General features: G+C 33.3%; 24 protein-coding genes and 2 pseudogenes. 14 read left to right on the forward strand and 12 right to left on the reverse strand.

Going from position 1 to position 23,106, the window contains the following annotated elements:
* Positions 1-2: 2 nt before the first annotated feature.
* The 3 genes from KI230_RS01185 to lrgB all read left to right on the forward strand — a co-directional run bounded on the left by KI230_RS01185 (position 3) and on the right by lrgB (position 1,993).
* Complete coding sequence (locus KI230_RS01185; RefSeq protein ID WP_045178274.1) at positions 3-743, forward strand: response regulator transcription factor LytR; 741 nt, start codon at positions 3-5, stop codon at positions 741-743.
* A 112-nt stretch (positions 744-855) separates the two neighbouring features.
* Positions 856-1,299: an antiholin-like murein hydrolase modulator LrgA gene (gene lrgA, locus KI230_RS01190; RefSeq protein ID WP_045178271.1), complete on the forward strand. Its 444-nt coding sequence runs from the start codon at positions 856-858 to the stop codon at positions 1,297-1,299.
* Positions 1,292-1,993, forward strand: coding sequence for an antiholin-like protein LrgB (gene lrgB, locus KI230_RS01195; protein WP_000607067.1), 702 nt, complete (start codon positions 1,292-1,294; stop codon positions 1,991-1,993). Before lrgA ends, lrgB begins: the two co-directional genes overlap by 8 nt.
* Positions 1,994-2,100: 107 nt before the next feature.
* On the opposite strand, the gene KI230_RS01200 is transcribed toward lrgB, so the two are convergent.
* Positions 2,101-2,805, reverse strand: a complete 705-nt coding sequence (locus KI230_RS01200; protein ID WP_045178269.1) for a GntR family transcriptional regulator — start codon at positions 2,803-2,805, stop codon at positions 2,101-2,103.
* 148 nt (positions 2,806-2,953) lie between these two features.
* Here KI230_RS01200 and KI230_RS01205 point away from each other — a divergent pair, with 148 nt between their 5' ends.
* Both KI230_RS01205 and KI230_RS01210 read left to right on the forward strand, forming a co-directional pair.
* Positions 2,954-3,745 carry a PTS sugar transporter subunit IIAB gene (locus tag KI230_RS01205; RefSeq protein ID WP_000066933.1) on the forward strand — a complete coding sequence of 264 codons (792 nt, stop codon included), beginning with the start codon at positions 2,954-2,956 and terminating at the stop codon, positions 3,743-3,745.
* Between the two features lie 15 nt (positions 3,746-3,760).
* A complete protein-coding gene (locus tag KI230_RS01210; protein ID WP_000164001.1) occupies positions 3,761-5,197 on the forward strand; it encodes a 6-phospho-beta-glucosidase in 1,437 nt (478 codons plus the stop codon).
* 436 nt (positions 5,198-5,633) lie between these two features.
* Here KI230_RS01210 and KI230_RS01215 read toward each other — a convergent pair whose 3' ends face one another.
* Positions 5,634-6,395, reverse strand: a complete 762-nt coding sequence (locus KI230_RS01215; protein WP_000031267.1) for a class I SAM-dependent methyltransferase — start codon at positions 6,393-6,395, stop codon at positions 5,634-5,636.
* A gap of 18 nt (positions 6,396-6,413) precedes the next feature.
* On the opposite strand from KI230_RS01215, the gene KI230_RS01220 reads away from it, so the two are divergent.
* Positions 6,414-6,548, forward strand: coding sequence for a hypothetical protein (locus KI230_RS01220; protein ID WP_001789470.1), 135 nt, complete (start codon positions 6,414-6,416; stop codon positions 6,546-6,548).
* Between the two features lie 97 nt (positions 6,549-6,645).
* Here the strand turns inward: KI230_RS01220 and rbsK are convergent, their stop codons facing one another.
* The 4 genes from rbsK to rbsR form a co-directional block, all read right to left on the reverse strand.
* Positions 6,646-7,560, reverse strand: a complete 915-nt coding sequence (gene rbsK / locus KI230_RS01225; protein WP_045178265.1) for a ribokinase — start codon at positions 7,558-7,560, stop codon at positions 6,646-6,648.
* Between the two features lie 27 nt (positions 7,561-7,587).
* Positions 7,588-7,992, reverse strand: a complete 405-nt coding sequence (gene rbsD, locus KI230_RS01230) for a D-ribose pyranase (protein ID WP_000747873.1) — start codon at positions 7,990-7,992, stop codon at positions 7,588-7,590.
* A gap of 14 nt (positions 7,993-8,006) precedes the next feature.
* Entirely contained in the window at positions 8,007-8,888 is an 882-nt protein-coding gene (gene rbsU / locus KI230_RS01235; RefSeq protein WP_000029204.1) for a ribose/proton symporter RbsU, read from the reverse strand.
* 231 nt (positions 8,889-9,119) lie between these two features.
* Positions 9,120-10,118 (reverse strand): ribose utilization transcriptional repressor RbsR, encoded by a 999-nt coding sequence (gene rbsR, locus KI230_RS01240; protein WP_000757881.1) that lies wholly within the window; start codon positions 10,116-10,118, stop codon positions 9,120-9,122.
* Between the two features lie 150 nt (positions 10,119-10,268).
* Here rbsR and KI230_RS01245 point away from each other — a divergent pair.
* From KI230_RS01245 to KI230_RS01255, 3 genes and pseudogenes are all read left to right on the forward strand, one after another.
* Positions 10,269-10,449: pseudogene (locus KI230_RS01245) on the forward strand (NADH-quinone oxidoreductase subunit L).
* A gap of 49 nt (positions 10,450-10,498) precedes the next feature.
* Complete coding sequence (locus KI230_RS01250; protein ID WP_001159765.1) at positions 10,499-10,891, forward strand: hypothetical protein; 393 nt, start codon at positions 10,499-10,501, stop codon at positions 10,889-10,891.
* A 245-nt stretch (positions 10,892-11,136) separates the two neighbouring features.
* A pseudogene (locus KI230_RS01255) lies at positions 11,137-11,487 on the forward strand (IS1182 family transposase); the annotation flags it as partial.
* 76 nt (positions 11,488-11,563) lie between these two features.
* Here the strand turns inward: KI230_RS01255 and KI230_RS01260 are convergent.
* Complete coding sequence (locus tag KI230_RS01260; RefSeq protein WP_045178262.1) at positions 11,564-12,940, reverse strand: MFS transporter; 1,377 nt, start codon at positions 12,938-12,940, stop codon at positions 11,564-11,566.
* Positions 12,941-13,173: 233 nt separating this feature from the next.
* On the opposite strand from KI230_RS01260, the gene KI230_RS01265 reads away from it, so the two are divergent.
* Both KI230_RS01265 and lytM read left to right on the forward strand, forming a co-directional pair.
* The gene (locus KI230_RS01265; RefSeq protein ID WP_045178260.1) at positions 13,174-14,166 is read left to right on the forward strand and encodes a choloylglycine hydrolase family protein; all 993 of its coding nucleotides are present in this window, start codon (positions 13,174-13,176) and stop codon (positions 14,164-14,166) included.
* Positions 14,167-14,491: 325 nt separating this feature from the next.
* Positions 14,492-15,442, forward strand: a complete 951-nt coding sequence (gene lytM, locus KI230_RS01270) for a glycine-glycine endopeptidase LytM (RefSeq protein ID WP_000736795.1) — start codon at positions 14,492-14,494, stop codon at positions 15,440-15,442.
* A 51-nt stretch (positions 15,443-15,493) separates the two neighbouring features.
* Here the strand turns inward: lytM and KI230_RS01275 are convergent, their stop codons facing one another.
* The 4 genes from KI230_RS01275 to KI230_RS01290 all read right to left on the reverse strand — a co-directional run bounded on the left by KI230_RS01275 (position 15,494) and on the right by KI230_RS01290 (position 19,841).
* On the reverse strand, positions 15,494-16,153 hold the full coding sequence (locus KI230_RS01275; protein WP_000570070.1) for an ABC transporter ATP-binding protein: 660 nt from the start codon (positions 16,151-16,153) through the stop codon (positions 15,494-15,496).
* A 13-nt stretch (positions 16,154-16,166) separates the two neighbouring features.
* Complete coding sequence (locus KI230_RS01280) at positions 16,167-17,087, reverse strand: ABC transporter permease (RefSeq protein ID WP_045178256.1); 921 nt, start codon at positions 17,085-17,087, stop codon at positions 16,167-16,169.
* A complete protein-coding gene (locus KI230_RS01285; RefSeq protein ID WP_138277876.1) occupies positions 17,084-18,250 on the reverse strand; it encodes an ABC transporter permease in 1,167 nt (388 codons plus the stop codon). Before KI230_RS01285 ends, KI230_RS01280 begins: the two co-directional genes overlap by 4 nt.
* Before the next feature lie 67 nt (positions 18,251-18,317).
* Positions 18,318-19,841: a DUF6583 family protein gene (locus tag KI230_RS01290; RefSeq protein ID WP_045178254.1), complete on the reverse strand. Its 1,524-nt coding sequence runs from the start codon at positions 19,839-19,841 to the stop codon at positions 18,318-18,320.
* A gap of 270 nt (positions 19,842-20,111) precedes the next feature.
* Between KI230_RS01290 and KI230_RS01295 the strand changes: the two genes are divergently transcribed.
* Genes KI230_RS01295 through KI230_RS01305 form a run of 3 tightly spaced genes read left to right on the forward strand, consistent with a single transcriptional unit; the run spans position 20,112 to position 22,058 of the window.
* A complete protein-coding gene (locus tag KI230_RS01295) occupies positions 20,112-20,762 on the forward strand; it encodes a DUF5079 family protein (protein WP_045178253.1) in 651 nt (216 codons plus the stop codon).
* A 27-nt stretch (positions 20,763-20,789) separates the two neighbouring features.
* Positions 20,790-21,437 carry a DUF5079 family protein gene (locus KI230_RS01300; RefSeq protein WP_045178252.1) on the forward strand — a complete coding sequence of 216 codons (648 nt, stop codon included), beginning with the start codon at positions 20,790-20,792 and terminating at the stop codon, positions 21,435-21,437.
* 33 nt (positions 21,438-21,470) lie between these two features.
* The gene (locus tag KI230_RS01305; RefSeq protein ID WP_045178250.1) at positions 21,471-22,058 is read left to right on the forward strand and encodes a DUF5080 family protein; all 588 of its coding nucleotides are present in this window, start codon (positions 21,471-21,473) and stop codon (positions 22,056-22,058) included.
* Between the two features lie 140 nt (positions 22,059-22,198).
* On the opposite strand, the gene KI230_RS01310 is transcribed toward KI230_RS01305, so the two are convergent.
* A complete protein-coding gene (locus tag KI230_RS01310; RefSeq protein ID WP_000751200.1) occupies positions 22,199-23,092 on the reverse strand; it encodes a CHAP domain-containing protein in 894 nt (297 codons plus the stop codon).
* Between the last annotated feature and the right edge of the window lie 14 nt (positions 23,093-23,106).

The following is a 23,106-nucleotide window of genomic DNA, read 5'->3' on the forward strand; positions in this document are numbered from 1 at the left end:
ATATGAAAGCATTAATCATAGATGATGAGCCATTAGCACGTAATGAATTAACATATTTATTAAATGAAATTGGTGGTTTTGAAGAAATTAATGAGGCAGAAAATGTAAAAGAAACATTGGAAGCACTACTGATCAATCAATATGACATTATATTTTTAGATGTCAATTTAATGGATGAAAATGGAATCGAATTAGGAGCTAAGATTCAAAAGATGAAAGAGCCACCTGCGATTATTTTTGCAACTGCACATGACCAATACGCAGTACAGGCATTTGAATTAAATGCGACAGACTATATTTTGAAACCGTTTGGTCAAAAACGTATTGAACAAGCAGTCAATAAAGTTCGTGCGAATAAAGCCAAAGATGATAATAGCGCAAGTGCAATTGCGAATGATATGTCGGCGAATTTTGATCAAAGTTTACCTGTTGAAATTGACGATAAAATTCACATGTTAAAGCAACAAAATATTATTGGGATTGGCACACATAATGGTATTACAACCATACATACAACGAATCATAAATACGAAACAACAGAGCCATTGAATCGTTATGAAAAACGATTGAATCCCACTTATTTTATACGTATTCATCGTTCATATATTATTAACACGAAACACATTAAAGAAGTGCAACAATGGTTTAACTACACTTATATGGTAATATTGACAAATGGTGTCAAGATGCAAGTTGGACGTTCATTTATGAAAGATTTTAAAGCGTCGATAGGATTACTTTAACAGTAATCCTTTTTTTTATGCATTTTACCTATGATATTTTGTATTTCGGACTAAAAATCACGCAAATCGAAGTGAGCCATCTATACTTTAGTTAAATCAAACGTAGGAGGCAATGGTCGTGAAACAACAAAAAGACGCATCAAAACCAGCACACTTTTTTCACCAAGTCATTGTAATTGCTTTAGTACTCTTTGTATCGAAAATAATTGAATCATTTATGCCAATTCCTATGCCTGCATCAGTAATCGGTTTAGTATTATTATTTGTATTATTATGTACTGGTGCTGTTAAGTTAGGCGAAGTCGAAAAAGTAGGAACGACACTAACAAATAACATTGGCTTACTCTTCGTACCAGCCGGTATCTCAGTTGTTAACTCTTTAGGTGTCATTAGCCAAGCACCATTTTTAATCATTGGACTAATAATCGTCTCAACAATACTATTACTTATTTGTACTGGCTATGTCACACAAATTATTATGAAAGTTACTTCGAGATCTAAAGGTGACAAAGTCAAAAAAAAGATCAAAATAGAGGAGGCACAAGCTCATGATTAACCACTTAGCACTAAACACACCTTACTTCGGAATACTGTTATCCGTTATACCATTTTTCTTAGCGACCATATTATTTGAAAAAACTAATCGTTTCTTCTTATTCGCACCGCTATTTGTCAGTATGGTATTTGGTGTGGCCTTCCTCTATTTAACAGGCATTCCGTATAAGACTTACAAAATAGGTGGAGACATTATTTATTTCTTCTTAGAACCGGCAACAATCTGTTTTGCGATTCCGTTATATAAAAAGCGTGAAGTGCTTGTTAAACATTGGCATCGTATTATCGGAGGTATTGGTATCGGTACAGTTGTAGCGTTATTAATTATTTTAACTTTTGCGAAGTTAGCACAATTTGCCAATGATGTTATTTTATCAATGTTACCTCAAGCAGCAACTACAGCGATTGCGTTACCAGTATCAGCTGGTATCGGTGGTATAAAAGAATTAACATCATTAGCAGTTATTTTAAATGGTGTCATTATTTATGCCCTAGGTAATAAATTCTTGAAGCTTTTCCGAATTACTAACCCTATTGCCCGAGGATTAGCACTTGGAACAAGTGGTCACACATTAGGTGTAGCACCAGCCAAAGAATTAGGACCTGTAGAAGAATCAATGGCAAGTATAGCTTTAGTGTTAGTTGGTGTAGTTGTTGTAGCAGTTGTGCCTGTCTTTGTAGCAATATTCTTCTAAAACGAAAAACCTAAGCAAGATAATAGCAATTTGAGCCATTGTTATTATCGTAAAAAAACGTCTATACTCCAGTTTATAACTGGGATATAGACGTTTTTATGTATTTATTACTTTTTACTAGGAATATAAAACTGTGCATGACGATAATGAAATACGATGTCAGACGAATCAAAGGGTTTGCCAGTCATTGTATAAAAAGTCTGGTGGTAACGTAAACATGGTTCACCTGTAGACAATTGTAGTAATGAAGCTTCACTTGAAGTGAGTTGATCTACATTAAAGAAAATATCTGAAAAACCAATACGAAGCTTCATGTTTGATTCTAAATAGTCGAAGATAGAGCCCTTAGCGATCTCTGCAGTTAAATATTTTACAACCTCTTTATGATAATAAGAATATTCGATACATAAAATATCTTCATCAACAAAGCGTAATCGTTCTAAATAGTACACAGTATCATTGGGATTTAACTGAAGTTCATCTATCACAGATTGAGGTGGTGTTGCCATCTCCTTAAAAACAAGTACCTTACTTGTCATTCGATGTTCACCTAAACTTTTAGAGAAACCATTAGTCTTAAAGACGTTGATACGATTGGCATCTGCAATATTTCTCACATAAATACCACTGCCTTGTGCTTGATAGATCAAACCATCTTGTTCCAATAAGCCTAATGCTTTAATGATAGTACTCTTACTTACTTGATAACGTTCTTTTAATTGCGTCACGCTTGGCAATTTATCACCGGGTTTGAAATTAGATTGATGTATAAACGCATTAAGTTGCTTAGCAATATGTTCATACTTTAACAATATTCTGTCCTCATTTCACTTTGTCTGTAATTATTATAGCACAAAATATTATAATTGTATCGGCGTTTACAAATTGAACCGGTACAATTATAATTGGAGGTAAGTAAATACATTTTCATTCTACTATCAAGTTGAGGGGGTAATATTTATGAGCAATAAATATAAAGAACAAGCCCAAGACATTCTTACAGCTGTAGGTGGTGTCGAAAACATTGTTGATGCAACGTATGACACGAAGTGCATTACAATTCATATGCAACATACAATTCCTTCTACAGCAAATGAAGTGAAACAAATAGTTGATGTGACATCTGTAGCAGAAAATGATGCGCAGTTAGTCATAAAATTAAATGGAAATGTCGATGAAGTGTATCAGCAATTACAGCGATTAATTAAGAATGCTAATGTTGAAGAGAGTGAGAATACTGACAACATTAATAGCCAAGATACAAGTTATACACCTCAAGTAAAAGTAACAACACCAATTTTAGTGAAAGCACCAATCGCTGGTCGTCGTATTTTACTTAAAGAAGTAAGAGATTCAATTTTTAGAGAGAAAATGGTAGGCGAAGGCTTGGCAATTAAAGCTCATGAAGAATCCAAAGTAATCGCACCGTTCAATGGTTTAGTATCTATGATTGTACCAACTAAGCATGCAGTTGGTATTCAATCAGAAGACGGTGTGGACATAGTCATTCATATTGGCGTGAATACAGTTGACTTGGAAGGTAAAGGGTTCAAGTGCTTTGTAAAGCAAAATGATCATGTTGAAGCAGGGCAAACGTTGTTGCAATTCGACCAGCAATATATACAACAACAAGGCTACAATGCTGACGTTATTGTCGTTATTAGCAACTCTGCCGATTTAGGAAAAGTAGAACTGACAATGAATGAAATCATTACGACTGAAGATGTTATTTTTAAAATATTTAAAAACTAGGAGTGTGTTGTAATAATGACAAAATTACCGCAAAATTTTATGTGGGGTGGCGCTCTTGCCGCAAATCAATTTGAAGGTGGATATGATAAAGGTGGTAAAGGATTAAGTGTAATTGATGTTATGACGAGTGGTGCACATGGCAAAGCACGTCAGATTACAGAATCTATAGATCCCAATCACTATTATCCAAATCATGAAGGTATTGATTTTTATCATCGTTATAAGGAAGATATTGCCTTGTTTAAAGAAATGGGATTGAAATGTTTACGTACGTCGATTGCGTGGACACGTATCTTTCCGAATGGGGATGAAGGTGTGCCAAATGAAGAAGGACTTGCCTTTTATGATCGTATCTTTGATGAATTAATTGCACAAGGTATTGAACCTGTTGTGACGTTATCACATTTTGAGATGCCACTTCATTTAGCGAAACATTATGGTGGATTTAGAAATAGAGAAGTTGTCGATTATTTTGTGCATTTTGCGCGTGTTGTATTTGAAAGATATAAAGATAAAGTGACATATTGGATGACGTTTAATGAAATTAATAATCAGATGGACACATCAAATCCTATCTTTTTATGGACGAATTCTGGGGTAGCATTGACAGAAAATGATAATCCTGAAGAAGTCTTGTATCAAGTAGCACATCATGAACTTTTAGCCAGTGCTTTAGCAGTTCGTCTTGGTAAAGAGATTAATCCGAAGTTTAAGATTGGAACAATGATTTCACATGTACCCATTTATCCATATTCGTGTCATCCGAAAGATATGATGGAAGCACAAATTGCGAATCGCTTACGTTTCTTTTTCCCGGATGTCCAAGTGAGAGGTTATTATCCAAGCTATGCTAAAAAAATGTTGGCACGAAAAGGATATGATGTTGGATGGCAAGAAGGGGACGACAGTATTTTACAGCAGGGCACGGTTGATTATATTGGCTTTAGTTATTACATGTCTACGGCTGTAAAACATGATGTTGATACTACAGTTGAAAACAACATCGTCAACGGTGGTTTGAATCATTCTGTGGAGAATCCGCATATCGCAACGAGTGATTGGGGTTGGGCGATTGATCCAGATGGCTTAAGATATACATTGAATGTGTTATATGATCGTTATCAGTTACCACTTTTTATTGTGGAAAATGGTTTTGGTGCAGTTGATGAAGTGGTAGATGGACATATTCATGATGATTATCGCATTGAATATTTAAAAGCACATATTACAGCAGCGATAGAAGCAGTTGATCAAGATGGTGTAGATTTAATCGGTTATACACCGTGGGGAATCATTGATATTGTTTCATTTACAACCGGTGAAATGAAGAAACGCTATGGTTTAATATATGTTGATCGAGATAATGATGGTCATGGCACGATGGAACGCTTGAAAAAAGATTCGTTCTATTGGTATCAACAAGTGATAGCATCAAATGGAGATAAATTATAAAGGTATATTATAAGTATTTTAGGGTTAGAGCCCGAGACATAAATTAATATAGTAGGACCTACAGTGTTATATTGGCGGGCCCCAACATAGAAGCTGGCGGAAAGTCAGCATACAATAATGTGCAAGTTGGCGGGGCCCCAACATAGAAGCTGGCGGAAAGTCAGCTTACAATAATGTGCAAGTTGGGGAAGGACAGGAATAAATTTTGCGAAAATATCATTTCTGTTCCAATCCCGTGATGTTAAAATTTTTAAAAAAATAATGCCACTAACTAAGTATGTATAGTGTTAATGTTTGAGTGTTTATGAAAGTCTTTAACCAAAATTGATGACTTACTAATCAACGATAACGATATTGTTAAGTAGATGATTAGTGTCACAAAGAAATTAAAGTAGCAGTCAAACATAGATACAAAGTACGGTTAGTGGCATTATATTTAGTCCTCTTTTTTAGCGACAAAAGTAATATAATTCATATCTTTACGCAATTTAGTCATCGTTTTAAACATTTTACAAAACATTGGTCGATTTTCTTTTTTTAAAGCATTGTTGATAATCTTTATAGTTCCAACAATACCTTCGTCATAAATTAAACCTTTTGGTGTCATTAAACTCATTGGACCAGTATGATAATGCACATGATTAAAACCAGCTTGATTATATAAATCTAACCAGCCAAGTTTCGTCTGCGGTGAGACATTGACATTAATTGCTGCAGATAATGATTTAACTACATGTGTGGCATGTGATTCATTAACGATGACAATATCATGTGTTAACAAGATACCCCCAGGCTTTAAGACTCGGTAGTACTCGCGTAATGCTTTTTCCTTTATGGCGATGGGTAACATTGTTAACATTGCTTCATTTAAAACGATATCGAATTGATTGTCATCAAAGGGCAATTTAACAGCATTCGCTTGTTGAACTTGAATATATGATTCAAGACCTGCTGCTGAAATATTTTCCTGTGCTTTTTCTAATGCTTTCTTATTTATATCAACGCCTTGAATGTGACAGCCATATGTATGAGCTAGATAAATAGATGTTGTGCACATATTACATGCCACTTCTAACACTTGTTTATCTTGTGAAAATGCCCCTTGTTGTATTAACCAATCTGTTGCTTCTTTACCACCGGGGCGTAGACGAGTTTTTCCTAATTTAGCTAAAAATGTATGACCAGCTTCTTTAGACATAGCATAACCTCCTTGTAATTGATAATTATTATCATTAATATAGCATATTTATATGCGATAATTTGGAAGTTAAAAAGATTACAAAAAATTGTCACTTCATTTATAACTAAACATGAGTCATCAAGCATAGGTTTAGTGGAAAATTATTTCTAATAGATGATGTTTTATAAAGATAAAAAAGCACAGCCATGATATACGAATGTTGCAAGTTATATGCTAAACCTTCATATCATAGCTGTGTTTGATTCATTTAAACTTGATTTACTTCTTCTAGTAGAGGAATAGATGCTTGCGCGCCGTGTTTTTGTACAGTGAGTGAGCTCGCTTTATTACCAAAATCAATAGCATCTGCTAAGTTATCTTGCGACTTGTTTAAGCGACTGACAAATGCACCAATAAATGTGTCGCCTGCAGCAGTTGTATCAATCACATTTACTTTATAAGCTTCGATGTGTTGGCTTTGATTTTTAGTAGCAAAATATGTACCTTGCTTACCTAATGTAATTAAAACAGTCTTAATGCCTAAAGATAAAAAGTAATTGGCATTGTCTTTCATAGATTGTTCATTAGTTACTTTAATCCCAGATAATAATTCGGCTTCTGTTTCGTTTGGCACAATAATATCGATTAATGATAATAATTCATTAGGTAATGCTTTCGCTGGTGCAGGATTTAATACTGTCGTCACACCATGTGCCTTGGCAATTTCAAATGCAGATATAATAGCCGGGATGGGTACTTCTAATTGTGCAACGACAAAGTCTGCATTGATTATAGCGTCTTTTGCGTTAATAACATCTTCAGGTGTCATCGTCATATTCGCACCACCATAAACATAGATGGTGTTTTGTCCTTCTGCATTCACAGTGATAAAGGCTTGGCCCGTTTTTGCTTCAGCTGTTTTGATAATATATGATGTATCAATATGAGCTGCTTTAAAATCTTCTAAGATGAAATCAGCAACGCCATCAGTGCCAATTTTAGTAATAAATGTTGTGTCTGCTTGCATGCGTGCAGTGGCAATAGCCTGGTTGGCACCTTTACCTCCGCCGAATGCTTTTTGTGCTTCTTCAACATGTAATGTTTCGCCTGGTTGTGCATATCTTTCAACTGTTAAAAATTGATCGACATTCGTTGAACCTAAAATAACAACTTTGTTGGTCATGTGTACGCTCCTTTCAAGTTATAACTTTTAAAAAGTAACATTCGATTCTAATGCAATATTAGAGTAGGGCGTTGTTTCACCAGTACGAATATTACCTTTATTTAATGGGTGAGCTAAGTTACTTTTCATTTCTTCGTGAGGAATGAAAATGATTTCGATTTCCGATGAAATCAATTGTTTAATTTGTTGCAATTGTGTAGGGTTATGTTCTTTTATTTCTTCTGCTAAGTATATTTTTTGGATTTCCATTTCTTCTAACACTGTAGCTAAGACATCAATAAAGCGTGGTAAGTTTTTAGTTACAGCTAGGTCGATACGACGATGATCATTTGGAATTGGCATGCCAGCGTCATTAATCGTTAATAAATCAAAATGACCAATTGTCGCGATTGCTTTTGAAATATGTTCATTTAAAACAGCTGATTTTTTCATGACATCTACACTCCTTATTTTATAAATACTGTAACAGAAGCGGCTACTAAAATGAGTACTAAGCCGATGATTGTAATAACCATTTCTTTTGACGTTTTATGTTGTTTTAAGAAATAAATACCAGTTAATGTAGCAAGCACAACGGATGTTTGAGAAAGAATAAATCCAGTTGCTAAACCATTCATATTAGGTTGTGCTGAAATAAGATATGTTAAAGCACCAAATGCAAAGAAGAAACCTGAAATAATTTGTAACCACGTAATTTTATTACGGAATGGATTCTCTGCTTTCATATTCATAAAGCCATAAATGACTGCAACAATTACCATACCCATTGCTTGAGGTAAAAAGGCAGTTAGGCCATCAATAGAAGTTGCTTGCGGTGCAGCTGAATATAACCAGTATCCAAATTCACCAATTAACAGAAGTACCACTGCACGACGTAAATTTTTGGCGTTACTTGCTTCTTTGCGTTCACTCCAAACTGTCATACGCGCTCCAATTAGAATAACGACTAAAGCTGTAAATCCAATGATTTTATGACCAATGCCTGGCCAATTTCCTAATGCAAAGACACCCCATAAAGATGCGCCTAATAATTGGAATGCTGTTGTGACTGGCATGGCACGAGATGAGCCGACTAATTCGAACGCTTTAAATGTAATGATTTGTCCGAATCCCCATCCTGCACCTGATAATAAGGCGAATAGCAAATTGGTTCCAGTAGGGAAGCCACTTGATGTGACTACGGCTAATATAATAGCGAAGATTAACGTACCTACAGTAGCACCGATAATTTGATGTACAGGTTTACCACCAAACTTTGAAGCGACTGTTGGGAAGAAGCCCCAGCCAATTAAGGGGCCTAACCCGATAAGTAATGCAACAATGCTCATGTTATACACCTCACGATTTGTTTTTAGTAAAACATTTTACCAATGCCATCGTACCATTTTTATTTGCAAAATGCATGCGTTTTCATAAAAACTGAAAACGTTTAAATCATATTTAAAAATTCATACATTATTATTTTAATTTCTTAGTGAAATAATTATGATTAAAAACCCTCAGCATTAAAGCAACGCTAAGGGCCTAACAATGATGAGTATATTTCGGAAGATACGTAGTTAGTTTGAAAGATGATAGCCAGTTGTTGCACGAATTTTTAAAGTCGTTGGTAATTCAATCATATCAATGGATTTATCTAAGTGCTGTAATCGTTGAAGTAATAAGGTTAAAGATGTTTTGCCAATATCAGTTATAGGTTGTGCCACAGTAGTTAAAGGTGGCGAGACGTACGCTGCATAATCAATGTCGTCATAACCTATTAATGAGATATCTTTCGGAATACTGATGCCATGTTCAATTAGTCCTCGTAAAATGCCAATAGCGAGTTCATCGTTAATAGCGAAGATTGCAGTGGCAGATTGAACCATGATGTCATCAACAATGGTTAGCCCACCGCGCTTAGATAATTCAGTATGGACGATTTGTGGTTCTGGCAATTGATTCGCGCGCAAAGTATCGACAAATCCAGCGACACGAGTCGACATATTCGCCATCATGTCATATGGTGCAACAATTATCATATTGTTGTGACCGAGTTCTATTAAATGTTGTGCTGCAAGTTGTCCACCTTGATATTCATTTGTCCGAACAAAATCTGTATAGCCTTGATGGTCATTTTGATCCAGTACGACATAAGGTACATGATGTTTCTTTAGATAGTTATTTAGGGCGTCCGGGGATGATATGTATTGTGCGATAATTAATCCGTCAATACCTCGATCAATTAAATGTTTAATATTGTCATACAAATCAGTTGCTGTAGATGTTAAAAAGCATAAATCAACATCAGATGGTTTATGGTCATGAATACTTTGCATCAGTGCTGAGAAAAACGGATTTGTTAAGCTAGGTAAAATGACGCCAATAGTTTGAATTTTACTGCCGCGCAATTGTTTTGCATGTTTATTAGGGGCATAGCCTAAACGTTCTGAAACAGCATGTACGTTTTTTATCGTTGTTGCGGAAAAACGACTATCATTATGATTTAAAATATGTGACACAGTTGTAACTGATACACCAGCTTCTCTAGCAACATCTTTAATTGACACTTTTTTCATATTATATTCCTTCTCTTTATTGTGTAATTAATCATACAGTTATATACCCGATTATTATATTCATCATATCATGATAAACATTGGATGACATATGAAGACGTGCATGACTTTTATTGTCTACAAACAGACGCCTATAGTATGCGATTAAGGTTGAGGCGAGAGAATATATTATTAAGGTTAAATAACTTTTAATGATTATGATAACAAGAATTTTAAAATGTTTATTGTGATGAAAAATACAAAAGTCATTATTTTAAAGAATAAAATATTTGTTTTTGAAAAAAGTATTAAAAAACATAACGAAATGATGTATATTGAACTATGTGATTGAAAAAATTTTTAATTAAGGCTTGTTAAAAATTAAGAGAGGATGTTTTTAAATGCAATTCAAATTAAAAGAAGAAGAGATTATTAGTTTTTTAGAATTGAAATATCCAGAAAAAGAGTTCGAATATGGTCGTTTGTTAGTTGGACAACATAAACGTGATGATTTAGATGTTTATTACTTTGGTGATACGTTTTTAATGTGCACGATTATTTCATTCAAAACATTTGAAATTAAAGAAACAGTAGAATTATCATATGATGCTGTTAATCGTATTGTGTTAAAAGATGGATGGTTATTTAGAAAAATGAGAATAGAAACAATGCAAAAAGTGTTAAAATACGGTACATCTAAATTAATGTTAACTGATTTTCAAAAAGAGAATTATAATAAATATATTCAAGGTCAGAAACAACGCGTGATATTTGAAAATGGCCATTTTGTCTAATTGATAGTGAATATAATTAGAGTAAGAGGCTGGGACATAAATCCCTAAAAAACAGCAGTAAGATAATTTTCAATTAGAAAATATCTTACTGCTGTTCTCTATTTATACAATACTTCGTATTGAATGGCTTCGCTTTCCTAGGGTGCCGTCTCAGCCTCGGTCTTCGACTGGCACTGCTCCCTCAGGAGTCTCGCCATTAATACTACGTATTAACATGTAATTTTACTTTGAAATACTTTAAAAAAATAAGACACTTTGCCCAACTTACACTACCAATAGAAACTTCTGTTAGAATTCCTCAAAATGATATTTCGCGACATGTTAATGAAATTGTTGAAACGATACCTGATAGCAAATTCGATGAATTCAGACATCATCGTGGCGCAACATCCTATCATCCAAAGATGATGTTAAAAATCATCTTATATGCATATACTCAATCTGTATTTTCTGGTCGTAGAATAGAGAAATTACTTCATGACAGTATTCGAATGATGTGGTTAGCTCAAGATCAAACACCTTCTTATAAAACTATTAATCGTTTTAGAGTGAATCCTAATACTGATGCGTTAATTGAATCTTTATTTATTCAGTTCGCTTATTTTTCTTGAATTTCTTGTATATCATTTTAAAGTGATACAGATATTTCGAAACATGATGCTTCTATTATATTTAAGATTTAACCGTTTTTGGAATGATCATGTATGCAGACAATGAGCCAAGGATCATCAATACAATGCTGACGATAAATGTTACGGTTGCAGCTACACTTGGTGCATAGTTTAGTTGTAACATACTGAAAACTGTAGTACTTAGTGCTATACCAAAGGCGCCACCTAATGTACCACTCATTTTATATAATCCTGTAGCTAAACCAACTTTTTCATTTGGCATACTGAAAATTGCAATTGTAAGGCCGGGTGTTGCGACTAAACCATTTCCAATTGCGCAAATGACAAACCCAATAACAACAGCAATGATATATTGTGATGGTTGAAGTGATGTCATGCTAATAATAGTGATGCCGATGACAGGGAACAACGGACCAATGATGAGCATCAATTTGCCACCGAAACGTAATGTTGCTTTTTCACCTAAACGAATCATCGCAACTGCCACAATGGCATATGGCAATGTAACAAGTCCAGATTGCGCAGCTGATAAACCAAGGTGTGTTTGAGCATATATGAAAAAGACCACTGTTACGCCTAGACCGCTATTTAAAACAAAGTTATTTAAAAATGCACCAATGAACGGACGGTTGCGTAATACTGAGAAATCAATAAAAGGTACTTCATGTCGACGTTCGATGATGATGAATATCAACGTAGTGATGATAAAAATGCTCAGACAAATGATTGAAAATGTACTAAACCAACCTTGTTCGAATCCTTGTGTTAACAATAATGTAAAGCTACCAATCATAACAGCGAAAATCGACATACCTTTGTAATCGAATGGATGACGGTGGCTATGTTGACTTACTTTTTCAGGTGTGCCTTTTAGAAGCAATATGGCAATGAAAGCAATGACTATACTAATGATGAAATTCGTTTGCCATCCGAAATTTGAGGCAATTAAACCGCCGATAACACCAGCTAGGCCGATGCCACCAACAGTACTAATCATTAGATAACTAATCGCTCGTCTTAAATGTTCTCCTTTAAATTGATTATTTAACACGCCAACTGTTGAAGGTAACAAGATAGCTGCTGATAGACCTTGTAAAATTCTACCGATGATGAGCAGTGCAGTGATGTCCGATATAATTAATAGAAGAGATGCAAACATACTGATTATGAGACCCATGTATGTCATTCTCAGTTGTCCTATTTTATCAGCAATATCACCTGCAGCCACCATGAAGATACCTGTGGCGAAGGAAGTTAAACTAATAGATAAATTTAACACGGCAGGAGAGGTTTGATACGTTTGACCAACGAGAGGTCCTATATTAATAAATGATTGTGCAAACAACCAATATGTTAATGCAGACAACATAATCGCAATAATAATATTACTGCGTGGTGAAGATTGTGTGTTATTCACAGATGTCACTCCTTGTAAAAATTAAATATAGAAAGTCATGAGATGAAGTGAACGGATGTATAGATGATCGTTCACTCACACATTAGTCATGATTTCCTTACATATCATACCACAGTTATTGAGAATGAATATCAATTAATTGCTTGTATAATTGATTTTTTATAGTATGTTTAAGTGAAACAGCTTTATTTGAAAGTGATTAAAGTAAATGAAGGTACAGAGGAATGAGAACAATGTGCACAGGATTCACAATACAAACTTTAAATAATCAAGTACTTCTTGGACGCACGATGGATTATGATTATCCATTAGATGGTTCGCCAGCAGTGACGCCTAGAAATTATCGTTGGAAATCTCGCACTGGCACGACAGGCCAAACGCAATATGGCTTTATTGGCACAGGAACAGATATGGAAGGTTTTATTTATGGTGATGGTGTTAATGAACATGGCGTTGCCATTTCAACACAATATTTCCGAGATTATAGTTCATATGGATCAACACACAAAGCGGACGCGATGAATATTACGCAAAATGAAATTGTGACATGGATTTTGGGATATACAACAAGCATTGAAGATATGAAACAACAAGCATCCCAAATACATGTTGTAGCTGTATATTTAAATGACATCGGTGAAGTTCCGCCATTGCATTATCATGTTTCCGATGCAACTGGACATACAGTCGAAGTTTCATTTAAAGAGGGTGAAGTGGTTATAAAAGATAATCCTATTGGTGTCTTAACAAATCATCCAGACTTAAATTGGCATTATAGTAATTTAAGACAATATATCAATATTTCTCCTTATCCAGCAACAGCAAATTTATTGGAAGGTGTAACGATTGAACCTTTAGGCAATGAAGCAGGTACATTTGGATTGCCAGGTGGATTTACTTCAACTGAGCGCTTTGTGAGAATGGCATTTATGAAAGCAAACATTGCTCAAAACAATGATAAAGAAATGGATTTAATGAATGCATTTTATTTATTAGATGCGGTAAATATACCGATTGGAATTGTACGTCCGCATGATGCTGACAATCACTATACGATGTATCAGACCGTAATAAATTTAACTACAAGAACGTTATATATTAAGTATTATGGCAGCAATGAATTAGTAGCATTAAAGCTCACAGATGATTTAATTAATAGAAAAGATATGACGATTTTTAAGCCTGAGAAGCATATCATTATTAGAAAGTTGAATGACAATCAATAGCGATTGATAATGGAATTTGGTTGATATGATTTGATGGATGATTACTATCATACATTAGCGTTGAAGCGCGAACATGGACGAATGATTAGTTGTTAGTTTTGAAAATTTATAAAAGGTTAAACGAATGCAGTGAGAGATGTCATTTTAATATCAATGTATGGCTATTTTGTAATGACAATGTAATGAGTTTAGTAAAACATTTCGGGAATATTAAATAGTTGGAAAATGAGAATTAAATCCTTTACTCAGTTGTCTAATTCTTTTAGTATGTGCAGTACAGTTTAATTGAAAACTAACTTTAACTTTAATGGAGGATGTTTTATACATGAAAAAATTAACAGCAGCAGCGATTGCAACGATGGGCTTCGCTACATTTACAATGGCGCATCAAGCAGATGCAGCAGAAACGACAAACACCCAACAAGCACATACACAAATGTCAACACAATCACAAGACGTATCTTATGGTACTTATTATACAATTGATTCTAATGGGGATTATCATCACACACCTGATGGTAACTGGAATCAAGCAATGTTTGATAATAAAGAATATAGCTATACATTCGTAGATGCTCAAGGACATACGCATTATTTTTATAACTGTTATCCAAAAAATGCAAATGCCAATGGAAGCGGCCAAACATATGTGAATCCAGCAACAGCAGGAGATAACAATGACTACACAGCGAGTCAAAGCCAACAGCATATTAATCAATATGGCTATCAATCAAATGTAGGTCCAGACGCGAGCTATTATTCACATAGTAACAACAACCAAGCGTATAACAGCCATGATGGTAATGGAAAGGTCAATTCCCCTAATGGCACGTCTAATCAAAATGGCGGATCAGCAAGTAAAGCGACAGCTAGTGGTCATGCGAAAGACGCAAGCTGGTTAACAAGTCGTAAACAACTACAACCATATGGACAATATCACGGTGGTGGTGCGCATTACGGTGTCGACTATGCAATGCCTGAAAATTCACCAGTTTACTCATTAACTGATGGTACAGTAGTACAAGCAGGTTGGAGTAACTATGGTGGGGGTAATCAAGTAACGATTAAAGAAGCGAACAGTAATAACTACCAATGGTATATGCATAATAATCGTTTAACTGTTTCAGCTGGTGATAAAGTCAAAGCTGGTGACCAAATTGCATATTCAGGTAGTACGGGTAATTCAACAGCACCTCACGTACACTTCCAACGTATGTCTGGTGGCATCGGTAATCAATATGCAGTAGACCCAACGTCATACTTGCAAAGTAGATAATACAGTAAATCCCAAGTTACGATATCATACGCAACTTGGGATTTTTTCGTTTTAATAATAGGTATAAGCCCATTGCTTGTCCTCTAAAACATGTTGATAAAAAGGATCTTGGCCAATTAACTTGATATCATCTGCAAGTGCTTCAACTTCATCTAAATGATGGGTAGTTAATATAATTAAACATTTAGATTTCATAATGTTCAGTAGTTGGTGGATGTCATGTCTAGATTTTAAATCAATACCAACTGTCGGTTCATCTAAAATGAGAATTCGAGGTTGACCTAGTAAACCTACTAATATATTAATTTTACGTTTATTCCCACCAGACAATGTAGATACTTTGGCAGACGTATCATCAAAGTTTAATTGCTGTAAATATTCGTTGATAGTTGTATCGTTAATTGGATTTTTACAAAGTGATTTAAAAAATTTAATGTTTTCAGCCACTGTCATGTGTTCAAATAACGCAATGTCTTGTGGCACATAACCGATGTGATTTTGTATTTGTCTTTGATTCCATTTTTCGCCGAAATAGTTGATAGTTCCATCATTAGCTTTTTCAATACCAGCAATCATACGAAGTAATGTTGATTTTCCAGCGCCATTATCGCCAAGTAATACGGTTAAACGATTACTATCAAAGGACATGGTTAAATGATTGAAAATCTGTTTGTTACGGTAACGCTTTGAAAGGTTATTAATTTCTATCATCAGTTACGCTCCTTTACATGAAAATGGTCAAGTATACGATACCCATAGCAAGTGCATATATAAATGTCATGAATAATCGATGACTTATTGTTTGAATATGGAATAAGATAAAGACGATACCTATCTCATAAATCAATATAAGTAACAGTGATTTTAAGTAAAATATTAAGCTGAGTGGTTGAGACAAATATAGACTAACTGCCAATAGTACCAACAATAACAAGATCGTATGTGTCATTACATAAGTACTATATAGTTTGAAACGGCTTAAATGATATTGTGATAATCGTTGCAATGCTGCTTGTTGGTTTAAACGATAATGAAGTACTACTTGAACAGCGCTAACAAATAAAATCACCGCAAAGATTAAGCTAATTGAAATAGAGTGTTGTGCTTGTTTAGTAAGCGACACAAATTTGATTTTAGATTCAGGTGTATGTTTATGATAGGACTTGTTGATAGCATCGATAGATTGATGCTGTTTCATATCCTCAAGGTGTTCATAAATAATGTTAGGAATTTGCTGTTCATATAATGAACTACTAACAATTTCTATAGCAATACCACCTATAAAGTCATCTCTACCATATAACTGTATCGTTTCTTTTAAACGGTTCTCTTTTAATTTTTGAGAGAAACCTTTAGGAATTTGCATGCTTAAAATAGCTTCCTTTTTAGTAACATCATCTTCAATATAGCTTTCATCTTCATCGACTTTTTTAATAGTTACATAGTCAGATTGTTTAATTTTATTGACGAATGATTTTGATGCAGTGGTTTGGTCTAAATCTTGAATGGTAATCGGTATTTTGAAGTTGTCATGTGCTACACGGTAACCGATACCAATAAGTACGAGTGCGATGACAATGGTTGTTACGAGCAAGATGTATTGTAACCATTGCTTGAACAAAACAAGTTGTATATAAGGCTTCATTGACGATACTTCCAAACCAATACAGCTAAATTAATTATCAAAAGTGCGATGAAGCTAAGATAGAAACTAGGGTGCAGTTCTAAAATGTAGTTGTTTAAAATAATTTCTAACAATTGATTTGTTACAACTGCGAACGGTTGAATATTGAAAACGCCATTTGCTATATGTTGTAAAAAAATCGTAGGTATTGTTAAACCGGATAACACCAGGATGACAATAGCTAATATGACTTTACTAATACTATTCAACAAGCCTGTTGTTAAAAGTTCGATGAGTAATAACCACAGTATTAAAAAGGTAACATAATAGCTTAAATGAATGGCTAACGTTGGCCAATTATATAATTCAAAGGTATTCGGAATACTGAACACAATCCAAACTACACCAACGATACTCCATAACATAGTATAAAACCATGTAATCAACGCACGAATGATTAACAAACGCTCTTTAGAAAAATGAAACATTTTCAATCGCGCTTTCAATACAGTATCTTGATTCATTTTCAAAACTGTAAATAAAGATAGTGCAAAGATGAATACCGTTGCTAAAAATCCGGTAATTGCATAATAACTGCCCGTATCGTATAAATGAATCGGTTCTAAGTTAAATGCACCTGAACGGTTTAATCCTGTAATCAGCAAATCAGTCATAACATTGATACTGTCAGAATGTGATGCTTTCGGTGCTAAGTCTTGAAAAGCTAAGATGCCACCCATTGATCGCATAAGACGTTGGTAAACAGAATCTGTTAGCTGAGATAGCACGACACTTTTCATGGATTGTTGGTCATATGTATATACTGAAATTGGTAGTTCGCCTTGTTTATAAAATGCCTTGGTCATACCTTTATCAAAAACAAAATAGCCTTGAAGTTTATGTTTTTTTAACAAAGTATGTGCTTGCTTATCATCATATGCTTTAATGCTCACGTTTTTTCCTAGGTTACTCCCTTTACCAATAGAGTTTAAGATTAATTTCGTTTCACTTGATTGATCTTTATCTACGACACCTATATTAAAATGATTGTCATCTTCTGTTACATGTTGGATCGTCGTTAATGTAATAACGAGTGCCGCTAATATAAATAGTAAATAGATAATCAAATACCACTTTTTCAATAAAAAAGAGTGGTAGATGCGAAACAAATGTATTGTTTTCATTTAACCACTCCTCCAATGATAAGATTGAAAGGCAAGATGACCTTCCAATCTTATTTTTATATTTTAGTTATTTAGATGCCTTTTTTAAAATTGATTCAAACATTTTGCCGCCATTTTTTTCGATTTCTTTTTCAAGTTTTTCACGGTCTTTTGAAGATAGACTATTGAAATCTTTCGCACCACTATCATCAAAATCAATATCTTCTTTCAATTTTGTGCTAGATTTTAAAATGAAATTAATTGGTTCTTCAGCATATTTGATACCGATATTTAACGTAGATTTCTGAGTGTTATTTTTTACGTCAGAATCTATATTATTTTCAAAAGTGAATTCATTTTCGTCGCTATATTTATCTAATGCGACAGTGATTTTACCTTTATCTTGACGTTTTGTGCCATCTACTTTTTCTTGGTTATCTAATTTGATTTTTGATTCATCATATTCTGTCTTTTTACCAAATTCGTATTTATCATTATATTTATTATCTTTTTCTTTAGAAGATACGCCTTTAATTGTATATTTCGCTTCAGCATACGTGTATTTATCTTGATCGAAATCAAGTGCGTAATCTAGTTTTAACTTATCGTCTTCTAAAGTATTAGTACCTTTGATTTTAGTTTTATTATTTTCTTTGTCGGTAATAGTAATTTCTCGTTTTACAATCGTATGTTTTTCGGTATAAATTTTAGATTGAATTTTAGCAAATTCATCCTTTTTAGTTTCTTTGACATCGTCAATTGCTTTTTTGATGTCTTTTTCAAAGTCTTTTGTAGCACCTTGTTCTTCCATTAATTTTTTAAGGTCTTTATCCTTTTTAGCTTCTTCTAATACAGCTAATGTAATTTTTTTAGTGTCAGCTCTGCTAAGTGTTAACGTGACAGGTCTAACTTTGTACTTTTCACCATTAACCTTAATTTCTTCTTTTTTACCTTTATCAAAATTATCGTCATCTAATTTGTCGACAATAAGTTCGGAATATTTTTCGGCAATTTTGCTGTAGTCACTTTGTTGTGCTTGAGCATTATTAAAAAGAGTATTTAAATTTAGTTGTTGGTTTGTAATACCATTTTCTTTTGCTGTTTCTTCATCTTCACCTGTAAGTTTTGAATAAGTTGATAATAAATCAGAATTATTAACACTATATTTCCCTTTAAATAATGGTGATTCGAAATAATGCTTATCTTTATCTGCAGCTAACTGGAATTTCCCTAATGCAGAGTCTGCGATTGTTGGTTCAAGATTAATCATTGATTTCTCTTTTTTAGGATCATGTCCATATGACATTTTAATTTTCGATGCATTAACAACAGATTTAGGAATGCCAAGCCCTTTAACAATTTCATCTGATGCATCTGCGCTTAATTCTAATGAAGATAAAAACGAATTATCTTTCATCTTTTCTTGGAACTTCACTTCATTTTCAAAACGGTCATTAAAATAATCTTTATACATTTTTGCTGTTTGTTGTTCACTTTTTAGGTATGTATTTTTCGGTGTATTAGCAAAAAATGCATAAACTCCCCATGCGATTCCACCTATTAATAATAAGACAACAATAATAGGAATTATAATTTTTAGTTTTTTAGACATTTTGTTTCCTCCCAATTATTTATGAGTTAATCATATCAGAACAATACATTTTATTAAATGGTTTATTTTAAATTTTGTTTAAATTAATAGAATTTTAGTTATAATAATGTTTAATAAGTTATTGAAAATCTAATAAACTACAAAAAATAGTTTGATTACATAATGATTCTTGAAAAATGTCGGTTAACTTAATAATAAGCATTTTTTGGCGAAGAAGATTTATTTAACTTATTGAAAATATTGAAGCTATATTGGGGGGATTATGTATTTATGGAATTGAAAGTCGATGATTTTGTAAGGAATATAAAAAGACCATACTTGACTGTATTGGGAGTATTTGTAGTTGCAGTTTCATTATTTTTTGACGCGATTATGTTTTTCTACGCTAAACTATATGATAAATTGCCTATGTATTTACTGGTGTTTATGGCCTTTACAGCTGTAATTTTGATTATGAAGTACATACAAGAGAAAAATGAAAATTACAAAGTTGAAAAAAGATATGTGGTTAGATATCTCACACTTAACGTTATTGTGGGATATACTTTGCCATTGCTTTTGGCATCTATTTATGTTTTTGGGGTAGCTGGTTTTGGATTTGACGTTTTTAATTATTGGCTAGGTATAGTGATGATGCTATTTATTTCTTGGTTAGGCTTATTTTTATTTTATAAAAATAAATTTGATAGTGAAAATCCGAATAAAGCAGTTAATGTCATAGCAATTATTATAAAATTATTTGCATTTGGTGGATTATTCTATATTAGTACAATTGTACCTAACACTGCAGATGAAGAAAAATTTATATATACAAGTATTCTAATAAATTTAGCTTCTGATGCTCTTCTTGTTAGGTCATATTTTAATTACGCGTTATATAAGAGTATTAAGAAAGATATCGAAAAAGGTTTAGATAATTAAAGATTTTTGTATAGGGGGATAAGTGTAATGGAGATAAAGGAAATTGTAGCAAATATAAAAAGACCGTACTTAACACCTTTTGTAATATTTACGATTTTGCTCTCATTGTTTTTTGATGCGATTATGTTTTTCAATAGTAAACTTTATGATAAGTTGCCATTATATTTAGTCGTATTTTTAATTTTTGCAATAGTAGTGTCAATTTTACTGTATTTACAAGAAAAAAGTGAGAAGGTAAAAGTTGAGAAAAAGAATGTGATTTGGTATATGACACTAAATGTTATAACTGGTTATTCAATGCCATTATTTATTGCTTCTACTTATGTTGTTGGTGCAGCAGTAAACGATATAGATGTGTTTTATTATTGGTGCGGAGTAGCTTTGATGTTATTTATTTCTTGGTTAGGTTTATTTTTATTTTATAAAAATGAATTTGATAGTGAAAATCCTAATCCTGCAGTTAACTTTATAGCAATTATTATAAAATTATTTGCTTTAGCAACTATATTTTATATAAGTAAAGTTGCGCCTAGTATTGCGGATGAAAAGAACTTTATATTTTTAAGTATACTAATAAATTTAGGTGTTGATGCTCTACTTGTTAGGTCATATTTTAATTACGCGTTATACAAGAGTGTTAAGAAAGATATCGAAAATGAAGGTAAGACAATGTAAAGGAAAGACATAAAAATTAATAGGAGTCTAACCATGATAATTTTTATTTTAATAACAATATTTGCTATTTATTATATAGCTATGATTGCTAGTTTGTTTAAAAGTGAAGGTTTTTCAATAATAGGTTTAATATTAGATGGTGTTATAATGGGGACATTGATTTTTTACTATTTTATAGGCGCTCGCTTTGTTGATAATGATTTAAGCAACTTTTTAATGTTTATGGATACTGGATCATATATTTTTATGTACTTTGCAATTAAGTGTTTATGGGTGAAACCTAAGGTAGTAAATTATTTGATTGCAAAAGAATTGGGTGAATCTAAAGAGGTCATTGAAGAGCAGGAATTAGATTTACAGACATCAAAGATAAGAGGTATCTACTTTTTCATTATTTCAGTAGTGATGTTAATTATCACTAAATTAAGAATGCAACCTGAGTTACAGGCAGATGCTATATCGATGAATCCTGTATTTATTTTTGTTGGTGTTATAATCATTTTAATTTGGCTAGTACTGGATATATATCGCAAGAAAAAATACGGTATATTCTTATTCAAGACGATAGTGCCACTAGTTGTTACGACTTGGATTATTATAGCTACAATTATACTTTCGTAAACGATTTTGATTAATGGGGAATTTAGAGAACATTTCTTTGTAATTTTATAATCGAATAACATACAAAATAAAGCGACCAGCTAAAATTTTACATCTAGTAAAATGTTGTCTGGTCGCTTTTTATTGATGTCATGATTAATTTAATGGATGTAACTATATGAAGAAACTTCTGAAGCAGAGATGGTTCTTGATGAAACGATATATTCACCAATCCAATTCATTTCTGAAATTAGAATACTTCCATCAATATTAACTTTCTCAACGTAGGCTACATGACCAAATGGACCGTTTACTGTTTGTAAAATTGATCCTCGTGTTGGGTGTCTATCTACTTTGAAGCCATTGCTTGAAGCTTGGCCTGCCCAGTTTTTAGCATCTCCCCAAAATGTACTAATCGTGTGTCCATCTTTGGCGCGTTTATCAAAGACATACCATGTACATTGTCCAGCAGTATATAAGTTGTTCTTACTTGTGATAAGAGGCTGATCAATGATTTTACCGTTACCTAAAGCTAAAGGTTTACCGTCAGCAGTCTTTGCTTTGTCATTAAATTCGGCGATTTGTAATTCGTCATACAATTCGTCTAAATCGATGCCTGTAATAAGCCCTTTGTTATCTTTTGAAAAAGCGTTATTTAATTCATCGTCATTGTCTTCGACATTCGGTATTGCTGGTGTCAAAGGATTGCTTGGTGACGTTTGAGGCGGTGTGTGTGAATCAATTGCGTCATTAATGTGCGTATACTGACCACTTAATGAAGAATGGTACTGATTGTTGTTAAAATCACGTTGATTTGCGTGTTGATGATTGTCGTTTGTACGTGACTGATTTTGATGATTGTTGTTTGGCGCGTTGTTTTTGTCATAAGTATAAGTATACGCGCCGGTGTCTTTATTCACTTTGAACTGTGCGTTTGGGTGTGCTTTCTTTGCTTCTTCTAATGTTTTGCTATCATTCGTGTAAGCTTGAGCCGAGTTAGGCGACATACTAAATAAAGTAAGAGTTGTCATCGTCAGTAAAATTGTTTTCTTCATAATAACCATTTAAT

The sequence above is a fragment of the Staphylococcus sp. MZ3 genome (assembly GCF_018622755.1).
Lineage (GTDB): Bacteria > Bacillota > Bacilli > Staphylococcales > Staphylococcaceae > Staphylococcus > Staphylococcus aureus.

Coding starts and splice junctions, on each gene's coding strand:
- KI230_RS01210 (WP_000164001.1), top strand. CDS start 3,761: ATGACAAAATTACCGCAAAATTTTATGTGGGGTGGCGCTCTTGCCGCA.
- rbsU (WP_000029204.1), bottom strand. CDS start 8,888: ATGAGCATTGTTGCATTACTTATCGGGTTAGGCCCCTTAATTGGCTGG.
- KI230_RS01185 (WP_045178274.1), top strand. CDS start 3: ATGAAAGCATTAATCATAGATGATGAGCCATTAGCACGTAATGAATTA.
- KI230_RS01265 (WP_045178260.1), top strand. CDS start 13,174: ATGTGCACAGGATTCACAATACAAACTTTAAATAATCAAGTACTTCTT.
- KI230_RS01295 (WP_045178253.1), top strand. CDS start 20,112: ATGGAATTGAAAGTCGATGATTTTGTAAGGAATATAAAAAGACCATAC.
- rbsR (WP_000757881.1), bottom strand. CDS start 10,118: ATGAAAAAAGTGTCAATTAAAGATGTTGCTAGAGAAGCTGGTGTATCA.
- lytM (WP_000736795.1), top strand. CDS start 14,492: ATGAAAAAATTAACAGCAGCAGCGATTGCAACGATGGGCTTCGCTACA.
- KI230_RS01310 (WP_000751200.1), bottom strand. CDS start 23,092: ATGAAGAAAACAATTTTACTGACGATGACAACTCTTACTTTATTTAGT.
- KI230_RS01285 (WP_138277876.1), bottom strand. CDS start 18,250: ATGAAAACAATACATTTGTTTCGCATCTACCACTCTTTTTTATTGAAA.
- lrgB (WP_000607067.1), top strand. CDS start 1,292: ATGATTAACCACTTAGCACTAAACACACCTTACTTCGGAATACTGTTA.
- lrgA (WP_045178271.1), top strand. CDS start 856: ATGGTCGTGAAACAACAAAAAGACGCATCAAAACCAGCACACTTTTTT.
- KI230_RS01305 (WP_045178250.1), top strand. CDS start 21,471: ATGATAATTTTTATTTTAATAACAATATTTGCTATTTATTATATAGCT.
- KI230_RS01205 (WP_000066933.1), top strand. CDS start 2,954: ATGAGCAATAAATATAAAGAACAAGCCCAAGACATTCTTACAGCTGTA.
- KI230_RS01250 (WP_001159765.1), top strand. CDS start 10,499: ATGCAATTCAAATTAAAAGAAGAAGAGATTATTAGTTTTTTAGAATTG.
- KI230_RS01280 (WP_045178256.1), bottom strand. CDS start 17,087: ATGAAGCCTTATATACAACTTGTTTTGTTCAAGCAATGGTTACAATAC.
- KI230_RS01215 (WP_000031267.1), bottom strand. CDS start 6,395: ATGTCTAAAGAAGCTGGTCATACATTTTTAGCTAAATTAGGAAAAACT.
- KI230_RS01275 (WP_000570070.1), bottom strand. CDS start 16,153: ATGATAGAAATTAATAACCTTTCAAAGCGTTACCGTAACAAACAGATT.
- KI230_RS01300 (WP_045178252.1), top strand. CDS start 20,790: ATGGAGATAAAGGAAATTGTAGCAAATATAAAAAGACCGTACTTAACA.
- rbsK (WP_045178265.1), bottom strand. CDS start 7,560: ATGACCAACAAAGTTGTTATTTTAGGTTCAACGAATGTCGATCAATTT.
- KI230_RS01290 (WP_045178254.1), bottom strand. CDS start 19,841: ATGTCTAAAAAACTAAAAATTATAATTCCTATTATTGTTGTCTTATTA.
- rbsD (WP_000747873.1), bottom strand. CDS start 7,992: ATGAAAAAATCAGCTGTTTTAAATGAACATATTTCAAAAGCAATCGCG.